5 protein-coding genes and 1 pseudogene are annotated in these 14,643 nt (G+C 33.9%); 4 read left to right on the top strand and 2 right to left on the bottom strand.

Annotated elements, in window-relative coordinates; genetic code table 11:
* Positions 1 to 157: 157 nt before the first annotated feature.
* The 3 genes from ACQH1X_RS03495 to ACQH1X_RS03485 all read left to right on the top strand — a co-directional run bounded on the left by ACQH1X_RS03495 (position 158) and on the right by ACQH1X_RS03485 (position 4,763).
* Positions 158 to 1,483, top strand: a complete 1,326-nt coding sequence (locus tag ACQH1X_RS03495; protein ID WP_309165749.1) for an IS110 family transposase — start codon at positions 158 to 160, stop codon at positions 1,481 to 1,483.
* Positions 1,453 to 2,445, top strand: coding sequence for a reverse transcriptase domain-containing protein (locus tag ACQH1X_RS03490; protein WP_425386659.1), 993 nt, complete (start codon positions 1,453 to 1,455; stop codon positions 2,443 to 2,445). The genes ACQH1X_RS03495 and ACQH1X_RS03490 overlap by 31 nt, the downstream gene beginning before the upstream one ends.
* Before the next feature lie 1,286 nt (positions 2,446 to 3,731).
* Positions 3,732 to 4,763, top strand: coding sequence for a virulence RhuM family protein (locus ACQH1X_RS03485; protein ID WP_353283598.1), 1,032 nt, complete (start codon positions 3,732 to 3,734; stop codon positions 4,761 to 4,763).
* A gap of 830 nt (positions 4,764 to 5,593) precedes the next feature.
* On the opposite strand, the pseudogene ACQH1X_RS03480 reads toward ACQH1X_RS03485, so the two are convergent.
* Positions 5,594 to 7,779, bottom strand: a pseudogene (locus ACQH1X_RS03480) (AAA family ATPase).
* Between the two features lie 795 nt (positions 7,780 to 8,574).
* Positions 8,575 to 12,090, bottom strand: coding sequence for an SNF2-related protein (locus ACQH1X_RS03475; RefSeq protein WP_425386551.1), 3,516 nt, complete (start codon positions 12,088 to 12,090; stop codon positions 8,575 to 8,577).
* Between the two features lie 415 nt (positions 12,091 to 12,505).
* Here ACQH1X_RS03475 and ACQH1X_RS03470 point away from each other — a divergent pair, with 415 nt between their 5' ends.
* Entirely contained in the window at positions 12,506 to 14,641 is a 2,136-nt protein-coding gene (locus ACQH1X_RS03470) for a lipase family protein (protein WP_425386550.1), read from the top strand.
* The last annotated feature ends 2 nt before the right edge of the window (positions 14,642 to 14,643 follow it).

Here is a 14,643-nt window from a genome sequence, read left to right as displayed (position 1 = left end):
TGGTGCCTTAAGTGCCCGTAGGACAGCGTGGCTTTGGAGGAACGGTCGAACCACTGATGGAGCCTTTTGGGCTACCTCGATTAGAAGAATGTATAACTCAACCGTCCCAAGCTTAAGCACTTCTCAATTATGGATTATTATATAATGGAGATTAAAAATGGCAAAGTTCAAAAGTAAATTAGAGATAACGAATCCTAATGCAGCAGGAATCGATGTTGGCTCGGCTGTACATTATGTATGTGTACCCGAAGGAAGCGATGAACAACGTATACAAAAATTTAGCTGCTTTACGGAAGATCTCTACAACATAGCAAAATGGTTGAAAAAATGTAAAGTTAATACAGTAGCCATGGAGTCAACAGGAGTGTACTGGATTCCTTTGTTTCAAGTACTTGAATCACACGGATTTGAAGTAAAACTGGTAAACGCAAAACATGTTAAAAATGTACCTGGGAGAAAATCAGATGTGCAAGATTGTCAATGGATTCAACAACTACACAGTTACGGGTTACTCCAAGGGTCATTTAGGCCAGATGATCAAATGTGTGTATTGCGTAGTTATGTTCGGCAACGTAAAAATTTAATTGAAAATGCTTCTACACATACTTTGCGTATGCAAAAAGCGCTAACACAAATGAATATTCAACTACATAAAGTTATAAGCGATACAACTGGTGTAACTGGAATGCAAATTATTAAAGCAATAATAGATGGTGAGAATAATCCTGAAAAATTGGCTGAACTAAGAGATGGACGAATAAAAAGTGATAAATCTGTTATTGCAAAAGCATTAGCAGGAAACTATAGAAAAGAACACCTATTTACATTAAAGCAAGAATTTGAGCTATATAATATTTATCAGGAAAAAGTAGCAGAATGTGACAGGAGCATTGAAGAATATTATAAAACATTTGAGACAAAGTCTGATGAGAGTAAAAAGTTAGGTGAAGAGAAAAATAAGCACAGAAAAAGTAAACCAAACTTTGCTTTGCATGAAGAATTATATCGAGTAACTGGTATAGATTTTACCAAAATTCCTGGATTGGATATACTAACTGTACAAACTATCATTTCGGAAGTTGGTATTAACTATAATAAATGGCGATCAGAAAAGCATTTTACTTCGTGGTTGGGGCTAAGCCCTGCTAATAAAATTACAGGGGAAAAAGTGTTTAGCACAAGAACACGTAAAGTCATTAATCGTGCCGCGAATGCATTTCGAATGGCTGCTCACTGTGTATCAAGAAGCAATAGCGGAATAGGTGCATATTGTAGAAGGTTAAAAAAACGACTAGGTGCACCAAAAGCGATTACTGCTACGGCAAGGAAATTAGCATGTATCTTTTATAGTATGTTGAAGTATGGACAAGAATATGTAGAAAGAGGAATAGATTATTATGAAACACGTTACAAAGAGAAAGTTGTAAAAAATTTAATCAAAAAGGCACAGGAATTCGGTTATATCTTAGTTCAACAGGAATAACTAATGGGAAGTTTCTTAGAAGCTCGTATGGATTTCGACCAGGAAGAAATTGTCATCAGGCGATAAACGCTCTAGATAAAGCAGTTATGCACAAACCAATTAACTATATTGTAGAAGTGGATATCAAGAAGTTCTTTGATAATGTTCAACATAAATGGCTAATGAATTGTCTAAGGGAACGAATAGCTGACCCAAATTTATTGTGGTTAATAAAACGATTTCTAAAGGCAGGAATAGTCGAAGTTGGATGTTATAAAGCAATCGATCAAGGCACACCACAAGGTGGTATAGTAAGCCCTGTATTAGCTAATATATACTTACACTATGTGCTGGACTTATGGTTTGAAAAGAAATTTAAGCCAAAAGCCAGAGGATATATACAGCTAATAAGGTTTTGCGACGATTTTGTAGTTGGCTGCGAGAGGGAAGAAGACGCAAAAGAATTTCTAGAATTACTGAAACAAAGACTAAGTAAATTTGGATTGGAAATAGCTGAAAATAAAACAAAAATAGTAAAGTTTGGTAAGAAAGAATGGTATCAAGCAGAAAGAGAGAAACGTAGGACGGCTAGCTTCAACTTTCTAGGATTTACACATTATTGTGGAAAAAGTCGTAATGGTAAACTTATGATGAAGCAGAAAACTTCAAAAATAAGCCTAGCCAGAAAGATTAAAGAAATCAAAGAGTGGTTGAAGATGGTACGAAGTCGTATCTGTCTCAAAGATTGGTGGCAGAAACTTAAAGACAAACTAACAGGACACTATAGCTACTTCGGAGTTAGCGGAAATTATCGGTGTTTGATTCAATTCAATCGACTGGCAACAAAGTTAGCATTTAAGTGGATAAACCGACGTAGTCAAAAGAAAAGTATCGATTGGGAACAATTTATACACTATTTAAAAGTAAATCCATTACCAAAACCAAAGGTATATGTTTCTTTATACACAGGAGCACTAGTGTGAACGCTGTATTGTGGAGCCGTGTGCGGGAAATCCGCAAGCACGGTTCTTTTGGGGAGACTATGGTTATGAGACCAAATCGCTGATTTCAAGGTCATAAGTCTCTACCAGACCCCCACCCTTTAGAAAGCCCTATATCTCTGCTTTTCATCTACCAATAATATAGTGGAAATATAAATCTTTGTCTCTGCCATACACGATAAAATTAGAGACGTAAATAAATAAATTTGTCTCCACTTCAAGCGGTTTTTGTAGCTTCTGTTTCTTCTTTTATAGCAACAACTCCAAACTTTTTTCTTTATCTTCACCTACAATTTGTTTATAGAGATTATCTAAAATATTTCCTTAAGAGTTTTAAATAAAAGTCGTTATATTTCAATAAGACCTCTAAAATAACCAGCTCTTGTTATATATTCACCTAAATTACAAAAGCTGTTCACTTTTTTGAAAAAATATTTTACAATAAATAAAAAACATGATAGAATGAAATGGGGTTTTTTGTGGCAAGTAAAAGTTTAAGGTAAGAAATAATTTAAAAATGGCTCTTAATCGAGTTTTAAGCTACCTTACATGAGTAACTTAGGTCTTGGTGGTATAATTGTACCCTGAAGTCGTAGAATCGTTTTAAAACCGCATTAAAGGTTATTTGTTGTATTTATGAATATTTTAAGACTTTTTCTTGTGGCATTTCCGGGTCCTTTAACTTCTTTTTTTCACTCCCTTGGCATTACTTTAATTCTAGTTGACCTTGCTAATTCATTATATATTTTCATATTGTTTATTATTATTTCCTATATTATTAATATATATATGTATAGTATTATTTACATATTATAATAATATATAAGATTTTCAGAAAATGGAAAGCTAGCTACTGTAGCGGATTTTAGGGCGATCTGATTCATTAAGTCTTTTGGAAGTGGAAAAATAACGTCTTATAGATATTGAATGGATAAAAATACAGAATTTCAATAGTTTAGGTGTATTGTATTTTTGTTGCCTTATTTTGAAATTTTGCCGGAAATCACGGAAACTATAAAACCCAGATCGGCTTAAAGTTTACTTCTTAAATGCTTTTTGGTAGCTCTCTATGACCCCTTTTAAGACGCAATTATGGACCATCTTTATCGAATCACTTTATATTTTTATTATAGGTTGTAGTAAGAGGGAAACGAACAGAGATATTGTATACAACTTTCTTCTATGTATCAATTGACTGGCTCTGCGTCTAAAAATTTGTCACTTAAAGCAGAAGGTGCTATATATGCAGTACATGGCTAAGGAAGTATATGAACAACAAATCACTAGATTATAATGAAATTTTGTTCTACGAAACAGACGACGGAAAGGTATGTATTGAAGTTAGATTTGAAAATGAAAATCTATGGCTTACTCAGAAACATATGGCAGAGTTATTTGACTGTTCAATTGATAATATTTCATTGCACTTAAAGAACATTTATCTATGTAAAGAACTAGACAAAAATTCAACTACCGAGGAATCCTCGATAGTTCAAAAAGAGGGAGAAAGAGAGGTAAAACGTGATGTAATTTTCTACAATTTAGAGGCTGTGATATCAGTTGGTTATCGTGTTAATTCAGAGCGTGGTGCTGCTTTTCGTACATGGGCAACTGATAAACTAAAGAAGTATATTTTCAAAGGTTTTGTGATTGATAGCAATAGATTTAAAAATGGCTCTAAATTTGACACTCGATTTTTTGATGAGTTACTTGAAGAAATTAGAGAAATTCGTGCAAGTGAGCGTGTGGCTTATCAGAAAATCACAGACATTTATGCAACTTCAGTAGACTATGCAAGCTGTTCAACCGAAACGAAAAATTTCTTTGCTGTAGTGCAGAATAAATTGCATTTTGCTATTACTGGAAATACAGCAGCAGAAATTATTGCAAACAGAGTGGATGGAAGTAAACCTAATATGGGCTTAACAAATTGGCGTAAGGCACCTAAGGGAAAAATCTTTCTTTCTGACACGCAAGTAGCAAAAAACTATTTAGATAAAAATGAAATTGCTCAGCTAAACAGGATAGTAAATATGTATATAGATTATGCAGAGTTTCAAGCTGCCAGAGGTAAAATAATGTATATGAAGGATTGGAAAGAGAAACTTGATGCATTTTTAAAATTTAATGAGCAAGATATATTGCAGAGTTATGGCAAAGTCTCTCATGAAGTAGCAATTACCTTAGCTACAAAAGAATATGAGATATTTAGAAAAACACAGGACAAGTCATACAAGTCAGATTTTGATAAATTGATAGAAGAAAAGAAAAGTCTTGATCAAAAAAGTGTAAAAGCTTAGGGCTAAATCTCATAAAAGTAAAGAAATCAGGAAGAGGTAAAAATTATAGAATCGCTTTATATTGTTTCTTCTGAGCATTTATCTTTCGTTTCTTTTGCCAGATAGCTTGAAAGAGGTGTATATGAGCTGAAAAATATCAAGTGAGTTTTCTAAATAAGACCCATACAAATTTTTTCTTTACAATGAATAAAAATGACGTTAAACTTATGCATAAGTTTATTTGCACCAATGGAATCATTAAGAATGCCTCATAATCGAGTTTTAAGCTACCTTACATGAGTAACTTAGGTCTTGGTGGTAAATTGACCCTGAAGTTGTAGAATCGTTTTAAAACCGCGCTAATTGTATCTTTCATTAAATATAAATATCTTAATAATATTTTGTGGCAGCCTTTCTGGACTTCTTTCTTTTTGCTGTTTAAGTTATTGTACTTTATTTGCATTTTACTATTATTTTATATTATCTATTATTATTTATTACTATTATATATATAATATATAAGGGTTTTAGGAACGTAGAATCCGCTATACTGGCTGACTTCGGACACATAATAACTAGGAACACTTTTAGGAATAGAGGGCAAAAGGTTAGGATTCAAGCGATCTTTAGCTTCCTAGTTTCTCATTACTTATTTAGTAACCAAGGAATCAGGAATATAATTCAACCATTTGATGTCTTGTTTCTTACCCCTTCTTAATTGAAATCATAGCTTATAATAGGGTTGTGATTTTTGGCTCCGAAGTTAGTATTTTTGATTGAGTAGATGATAGATTGAATAGAGAAAATAGGGCAACTCTAAAATATTTAAAGAGCCACCCATAAAGAAAGACTTATAAGTTTTGTCTACAGCTAAGATCTTCAGCCCCAGGAGTGAATTGCCCTACACCACGAGCAAATGGTCCTGTTATAACGTCAAGCCATTTATCTTCTTTTGCACCTGTAGACATTCCTTTAACTAACTGCTTTGCTTGTAAAAGTTCCTGAACTATACGCTCTAGTCGATCCCTTCCCATGCTGTGAAAAACTTCAGGTAGTCTATGCCGTTGCTTATATACTCCTGTGCTTCCTGTGTGAGTAAATGGGTGTCCTGCAACAGCAGATCGTGTAATTGCATCAGTAAGACATATTTTAAGGTCTTTTTCACTAGCATTTTTAACTGTTAGTTGTATTGTTATATCTTCTAGTAGCCCTGTTTCCTGATTTCTTAGGTAAGTTCTTACAGTGCGATCAGCTAAACCATTGGCTTTCACAACTGCCCCATGAAACAAAGCATTCTGTCTTGGTGTTTCTCCTACTGCCTTAAAGATTTCTAGCTTAGCTGTATTTTCTATTGGCCAAAAAGCGTATGAGCATCTAACACCATTAACAAGAGCAGAGGTACCTCTAATTGCATCGCGTGCTTGTTCAGCAGTTAATATCGGTTTTTCTCCTTTTGGCTTTCTCATGTGATGAGCAGTAATTATCGAAGCTCCAGTACTACATGCTAAATCAGATAATACGCACATTAGATAATCCCCTACAGCTGGATCAGCATTTATATCTGCATGGATAAATGAAGCAAGTGGATCAAATACTATCAATTTCAGATCTTTAATTTCCTCGAGCTGTTTCATTACGGATTCGAATTCAGGAGAAACTTCGACGATTTTACCACGAACATTTCTGAGTATTGTAAGTGATCCTCTGACGTTTGGCAGTGGTACAATAAATAATTTATCTTTATGTTTTAACCTTTCACACTTAGGGTCGAGTCGTTCTAAGCGGCGGTGTATCTCACTTGCATCATCTTCTGCTGAAAAAATCACTACTGATCCATGTTCAGTAACAAGTGAACCAAAGCCACACATCTGATCCTTATCACTTGCAACCTTAAGCGCTAGGTCAAGAAGAAGCATACCTTTGCCTGTATCTCCCATTGCTGCTATTATTGAAGTAACACCTAAAGGAAATAGACCTTCAACAAGAAACTTTTGCTCTGGTACCGGACCTACAAAGCGCTCTGCACTCCAATCTAAAATGTTAAGTGGCTGTTTTGTGGATCTTTCTAAACTTTTCATATTTGAAGTATCAGTAGCTGGAGTATCAATAGTAAGTAACGGAGTTGAAGCTAAAAACTCTTTGACATCTATACCTTCCTCTACACAATCAGCAGCATCCCATTTCTCAGGTTTACCTTGCGGAATCTCAAGAACAGCAAGTGATGCAACTCCGATCTCTAAAAGCTTTTTTTAGCTTTTTTTGCGTATTTATTACCTGCTTCATCATTATCTGGCCAAATAATAATATTTTTACCTTTAAGGGGTGACCAGTCTGTTTTATCAACATCTGCGTTTGCTCCAGACATTGTTGTTGTAGCTGCAATCCCTTGTTCTATCAAGCTTTCTGCACATTTTTCTCCTTCAACCAGAATAACTTTATCAGATTTTAAGATTTCTGGAATGTTGTAGAGTGGCCTTATTTCTGGTGCAGCAAACTTAGATCGTTTTACATCAAAAGGCTTGTATACTTTTTTCTTTCCAGGAGGATCAGAACGATAAACTTTTACAATGATCTGGCCATTTTCATCATAATAATTCCAACTGTGGGTAATAAATTTCTCGAAAGCCTTTGCGCATTTTTTGCCATATCCAAGCCATTCACTTATAGAAGCCATCACTTCACAAAAGTCTCTCTTTGTATCTTTTCCCTGTGCACTTGCCCAAATATCAAGAACATCACCTTTCTGCCCAGTTGCAAAATCCTGCCAGAGTCCGGCTTTTCCACCAGTTAATGCTACTCTGAGGCTTTGTCCTTTGTTACCATGCACATCACCTATTCGGAATTCATCTCCATGAAAAGTTCCCCTTGGGAATAAATAAGAAAGGCATGATCTTATGTTTAATAATAAGTGTCTTTTAATTTCTTCTACATCAAATTGCTCTAATGGTTCTAAATGTGAGACAGTATTGTTAAAATCATAATATTCATCATTTAAAGTATTTTTTTGTTTGACATCAGTTAAAAAATCTTGTACCATAAATTGAAACTCCTTTTAAGATTAAGCGTTTGAAAGGTTTTCGAGTAAGGCTGTTTTGATTGGGGTCTTACTCTCTTCTTATGAAGTAAAAACTGCAATAGGAGGTTCTCTTGGCAAGGCTATATTAAGAAATAAAGGAAGTCAGTTTAGGTTTATAGTGAAAAGTGAAATTTAAGGTTTTAGTATCTTCTTTCTTTTAAGAAAAAATGCTCTACTATAACTCTACTACATTTTACTCACTATGTCAACCTCTTAGTTTTTATTTTGTTGATATATTGCATACTACTAATATGTAAGGAATTTTGGCTAAGCCTTCCCATATACGCAGGCATAGTTTAATTTAAGGTGGAATTATAAGCGAATAGAAAACCCTCTACTATATATATACCGGGTTTCTTATGACTTTTTCTGAAAAAATTAAAAACTTTTTTCTTTGGAGGAGTTTGGCCTGATATGCTACCTATTAATGATTTAATGATAATCTTTTCAAGCCATCTGTAAAAATGAAAAGTTTCTGAAAACGGCAATTACTTTTTGATTCACGAATAGAATTATTAAAGATGCCTTTTATTCAAATTTTAAAGGGCATTACAGGTGCTAAGGGGGTACAGTGGAGTGGTAACAATCGCTTTAAAACGTAATTACAGGCTTTTTGCCTACCAATGAGACATAAAACACAAAATTTTGTCTCCGCTATATATGATGAAATTGGAGACGTACATTTTGATCTTTGTCTGTATTTTGAACTATTGAGCGGTAGTTATCTGGTTCTTTACATTAAATAATTCAGCTATATTATAGTGCATTTTTTATATTAACTAAATCTCTTAATTGATCGTTGTTAAATTCTGTAATCCAACTCTCGCCACTACTTATAGTTAGGTTTGCTAATTCCTTCTTGCTTTGAATCATCTCATCAATACGCTCTTCAAATGTACCTGTTGAAAGCAGTCTGTGTACCATAACATTACGCTCTTGTCCAATACGATAAGCTCGATCTGTTGCTTGTGCTTCCACTGCCGGATTCCACCATAAATCGTAATGTATTACATGGTTTGCCGCTGTTAAATTAAGCCCTGTTCCTCCAGCTTTTAAAGATACTATAAGAATATTGGCTTGGAATAAGTTTTGAAAATCATTAATCATTGTATCACGTGCTTTTCGAGAAAGTCCACCATGTAAAAATGGCACCTTTGATTTAAATCTTTCTTCAAGTAACTTAGATATAATTTTACCCATTTCAGTATATTGAGTAAATATTAATGATTTTTCTGCAAGATCACTAATCACAGTCAATACTTCTTCTAGCATCTGCATTTTACCGGATTGTTCAATACTCGCATGCTTTTTCTTGCCGTACTGTGATGGATGGTTACAAATTTGCTTTAAAGCATTGATAAGTTTAAAGATTAATCCCTTACGTTCAATTCCTTCACTTCTTTCTATCTTTTCCATAGTTGTATTAACGACTTCTTGGTAAAGTGCTGTTTGCTCTGGAGTCAAAGAACAATAACGATTATTTTCAATTTTATCTGGTAGATCCTGAATAATGCTTTTATCACTTTTTACCCTACGTAGCATAAAGGGGTGGGTAACTTTCATGAACCTCTCTAGACAAGCTTTGTCTCTCGCTTTTTCAATCGGTGTTGCAAAGCGTGTTCTAAACTGCGCAGAAGTACCTAGATATGATTTGTTGATAAAGTCAAAAATGCTCCAATACTCAAGCAGCCTATTCTCAACAGGTGTGCCACTCATAGCTATTCTATGTCTTGTTTCAATAGTTTTAATTGCCTTGGTTTGTTCGGTATTAGGATTTTTTATATTTTGTGCTTCATCAATCACGAGCAAAAACCAGCGAATTTTATTAAGTTCTTTTTTATCACGACGTGCAAGACCATAGGATGTTAGAGCTACATCATAATCACTTGCCAATTCTCGATTTTGTCCGTGATAGACGAAAAGCTTTAATTCTGGCGCAAAACGTTCTACTTCTCGTTGCCAATTACTTAAGATGCTTGTGGGAGCTACTACCAAGACTCTGTCCCGATCCAAAAACCCTGTATTTTTGCAATATAGAATAGCTGCTATAACCTGTAATGTTTTACCAAGACCCATATCATCAGCAATTATACTACCAAACCCACTTTCTATGTTCTGTACAAGCCAACTAAATCCACGCTCTTGATATGGACGTAGCTGTGCAGTTAGATTACTTGGTACATCAACAGATGCATAAGTGTTGAACTTATCAAATAAGTTTTTAATTTGCTGGTCAAGTACTACTTTAGCTTCATCTAACTCACCTGCTAAAGCGGCTTGCATCAGCTCTACTTGATTTAAGTGTTCGGGTAACTTATCAAGTTTCTTCAGTAGAGCTTCTACCTCCTTATCATCCAAAAGCACATACTGATCGACTATTCGCACAAGCCCTCGGGAATCTTTTAGCAATTTTTTAAATTCTGTAACGCTTAATTTTTTATCTCCTATTGCTACTTTCCAATCAAATTTTAATAAATTTTCCAGCGTTAAAAAACTTTCTCGATCTTCTTTTATTTTATCCTTGGTAGACAAATTAAGACTTAATTGTGGTTTGAAGATTTTTTGTAAAGATTTTGGCAAAATAACTACGATACCAATTGCTCTTAATACAGGCAAGATATGCAAAAACAATGGTGCAAAATCATCTAAATTAAATGATAATGTGCTATTATCGTCAATCGATTTTTCCAATTCAGGTATGTATTCAGACAAGAGTGCAAGGTCAGATAAAATACTAAGTTTTATGTTTTGATTAGAAAGTGCTTTTTCTAGCTTTATGAATGACTTTTCATCATCTAGGGATGCCTGTATATCAAGCTCAAATTTTTCATGGTGATCTTTTATCGTTAAATAGAGTTTGTAAGGTTTATCTGCTAAATAAAGACGTGAAAGCCAGAGATTAATTGCTTGCGGTATTTCTTTGTTACTAAATTTAGTAAACTTGTATGGATTTCCAGTAAAGAATAATTCAAAGATATATTTATCTCTATACTTATCCAGTGATACAGGAAAGTTATCTTCTATATACCCTAAAAGGATAAGAGAGATAGCAACATTTACTTGTTCCTCTGGTTCCACAGCGATTTCTTGATATTTAATCAATAGAGGCGGACAAATAGATGACATCTTGCTATGAATTTCCTTAACTGACGCATTAAACAACGCCGGAATCCACCTAATTATCACTTCTCCTTCTTTGTTTTGTAATATTTGTGGTATTAGCGCTGACTTTTCCATCAGCATATGTGCAAACTGTGAAATCATATGCATGAAGCGAAGTTCAGGATTAAGCCTGTGAAGTAACGAATTAGGAATGTCGTTTAAAAATCGCGCTATATCTTTCAATACATTTCTACTTAGCATAAATAAATTAGTTGTACCACTGCTCACTTGAGTAAGGTAATGCTGATCATTAATGAATAGTTGAAATGTTTGCCAATTCTCAATATTTCCCCATCTTTCAATAAATAGCTCCTCTTCTGATAGTTCCTTCTTAGAAGCTGGATAGTACACTAATTTTCCTGCAGGATACTTTTGCCAGTGCTTATAAGCTATCTGTAAAATATTATGGAAGTTTTTTTCAAAAAAAAGTGGATTATCTGTTAAAATACTACTGATACAATCAAAAAGGTTAGGAATAGTTGATAAATCAATATCATTTAAATTTGCTTGGTTATGTATTCTAATTTTAGAACATGCCTTAAATATATCATCTATCTTTAAAATGTTTTGAGCATTTTCTAATTTTCCATTCCCAAAATCATCGATAAGTGCTGACAAATTACAATTATGAATATTAAAAATCATGAAGGGGTTTTTATCAATTTCTGCAGCAATAAGATAAATTACAGCAGCAATGTGTTTACAAGGCATAGCCCAATCAGGACAGTTGCAATTTGCATTCATCTCTTCCCAATTTGAAGGAAACAATTTAATCCCAAGATCATTAAGCTTATCAAACAAGCTGGTTGGTAATTGCCTATTTATTAATTTAGATAGTATAGAAGGTGAAGTTTCAATTATTTGGCGAATAGTATGTTGTTCTGATGAACTTAATTCATTAAGTATAATTTCGACTTTATATGGGTGAGCACGAATTTTATATGCTGAGCTATGAACTTTAGCTGTAACTATGTGACCATTAATTTTAATACCAAAAGCTCGACCAGTATTAGCACAAGTTCTGCCACGTGGAAGACGGTTATCATAATCAATTCTATTGAAGCACTGAAGCCATTTCTCTCCCCACCATGTTCTTCCATAGATAGTCATTTTTTAAAATCGTATATTTCAATATAAATAAATTGAATATTAACCTTATAGATAATTTTTTTTAAACCCACCTTAGAAAAACTATAGTGTTTCTTCAGAGCAAGCTACCAATTTTAGAACGGTTTAACATCAATTACTACTATAAAACGCCAACAGAAATAAGTTAAAATAAGCATTTGTTTGTTGCTATAGATCAAATTTACTTATGTTGAGCTGCATAAAAGTGCAACCAAGACTATACAAAAAGACTTAAAACTCTCAAAACCTTATGAATTTATATGTAACCAGTGCTCCTAATTTATTTACAATTCATCACTCTCTGGGACCATACACCATAAATTGGGGTTAAAAGGTTTGCTTGGCAAAATTAATGTTTAGTGCTATACTTAATTAGTTATTAATAGAGGATTAAAATATGGTTATTCGAGCTGATTCCCTGGATTCAAGTTGGGTTGATGTAAGCGGAGAAATAATTGGAACTGAAGATCGTCACCATTCTAGAGATTCAGGCATTGAAGATCAACCTGACCAAGACTCTACAACTACATTAGAATTTAAGCTGACACAATCTTTGCTTGATCAGGTAAAAGCTGATAAAAATGATCCCAGTGTAAATTCTGGTAAACAAGCGTATAAAGATCTTCCTAGAATGAGTTTTGTAATCAATGGTCAAGCTATAGATAAGGAATTTGTGAGCCAACAGTGCAATACGCATAGTGAAGGAGTTAAAGATGACAATTACCGCCAAACTGCAAAGCAAGTCTTCACAGAAATGTTCAAGCATGCTAAAGCAGAAGTTCCAAACGATCACATACTGGAAGAATTAATTACTAGTTGTAATCAAGCAGGGTATGAGTTTGCGATGTATGGTCAAATTCAGCCTATACTTGCTCAGTATAATTTAACACCAACAATTCCTGAAAAAACAATGGGCATTCATTGCAATAGTGCAAATTCTGTAAGTGTTGAGTATAGTGAGGTTATAGTTGTAAAAAATCCAGATTCAGAACAATTGGAAGAATATAAATGTGATAGTAAGCTAAGGTTCACGCTTAAGTCTCAAGATGGTAAAGTAGAGTATGAAAATGGCAAAGTAACATTTACCGTTCCTCAAGAATTAAATAACTACAAAACTGATGGTAAAAGTTTATTAGGTGATATTAAGGAATGTTTTGAAGATGTTGATAACCGAACTATTGAGGATTTAACCGATAACATTGGTGATGAACGTCAGTTTAATGAGGAACCTAATGGAGATGATTCAAATCTAGAACAAGATGAATTTGAAATAACTGATATTCAAGAAGAGCAAGGGCCAAGTGTTTTAGGATCAAATAGAACTGAAATTGCAGGATTTAGCCAAGAGAAGTTATTAGAGATCATCAATTTTGTTAAGGTAGGCTATTATGTTGGTGATTATAATCTTAATAATAAAAAGTTTTCTGAGTTAGAGGAAAGATCTTATAGAGTTCCAGCTAAACTTAAGGAAGAAGGTTATAAAATAATTCAATTCTATAATATGCGTGATAATGAACAACCATATCGACATGCTGGTTATGTTTTTATAAAAGATAAGGGAATAACTATAGTTTACCGCGGTAGTCGTAATTGGTTTGACTACATGAAAGATGCTGAAGTGATTTTGACTAGTTCAGGTGAGCTTTTGCCTGAAGGTGGAAAAATCCATTCAGGTTTTTACTCTTTATTTAAAGATTCTTGGGAAAGTGTTTACAAGATATTAAAAGGATATGCTAATGATCAACAGTTAGAAATTAAAGATTTTAAAATTAACCTTACAGGTCATAGTATGGGAGGTGCTATTGCCACCATAGCTGCTCTATGTTTAAGTGTAAGAGAGGGTGCAGAAGATTTGCATGTTGCAACTTTTGCTTCTCCAAGGGTTTTCGATTCTGCTGCTGCTGAGGTTTATGAAGAGCGCCTTGGAAAGAAAACTATTAGAGTAGTTAATCAATCAGATTTCATACCTTCATTACCACTTGGTTCTATGGGTTATAAACACGTGGGTGAACAATTAAGAATAAGTAGTAGTTCTTCACTTTATGCTCATCCATTGGACGTGCATCGCAATCTTATTGCAAATCTTAAACCTGACCAATTTAAGTCTGATAATAGTGTATCTATATACTATTATCTTTCTTACCTTGTTACAGTATTGTATAATGTATCCACTGTACCAAGTTACCTCATTCCAAATACCCATTCAAATGGTGATGAGCAATATTTTAAACAAGTAAAGAACAAACATAAAGATGCTTCACTTTCTGAAATGATGAAATATTCTGGATCTAGTAATGAACAGAAAGTAGTAATTTATGAGGATTCTGAACCTGGTGAAGACGGGTTTATAATCTTTCACACACTTGATAACTTGTTAGCCATGATGCTATCTTTACCTAGACATGGAAGAGGTGAAGGGTTAAAAGTTAACGTTCCTGATATTGCTTTTTTTGTTAACAATAATTATTATCTCAGTGGAAACACTATTAGTCTGAGGCTATTGAAAACCTTAGTTGATAACTATCCAGGATAGCT

It is taken from the genome of Wolbachia endosymbiont (group A) of Barypeithes pellucidus (assembly GCF_964030885.1).
In the GTDB taxonomy this organism is placed as follows: Bacteria; Pseudomonadota; Alphaproteobacteria; order Rickettsiales; family Anaplasmataceae; genus Wolbachia.
Note: the sequence above shows the minus strand (reverse complement) of the source record. Positions and strands in the feature narration are given on the sequence as shown.

Excerpts from the sequence above, each read along its gene's own strand:
- ACQH1X_RS03495 (WP_309165749.1), top strand. The coding sequence starts at position 158 with ATGGCAAAGTTCAAAAGTAAATTAGAGATAACGAATCCTAATGCAGCA.
- ACQH1X_RS03485 (WP_353283598.1), top strand. The coding sequence starts at position 3,732 with ATGAACAACAAATCACTAGATTATAATGAAATTTTGTTCTACGAAACA.
- ACQH1X_RS03475 (WP_425386551.1), bottom strand. The coding sequence starts at position 12,090 with ATGACTATCTATGGAAGAACATGGTGGGGAGAGAAATGGCTTCAGTGC.
- ACQH1X_RS03470 (WP_425386550.1), top strand. The coding sequence starts at position 12,506 with ATGGTTATTCGAGCTGATTCCCTGGATTCAAGTTGGGTTGATGTAAGC.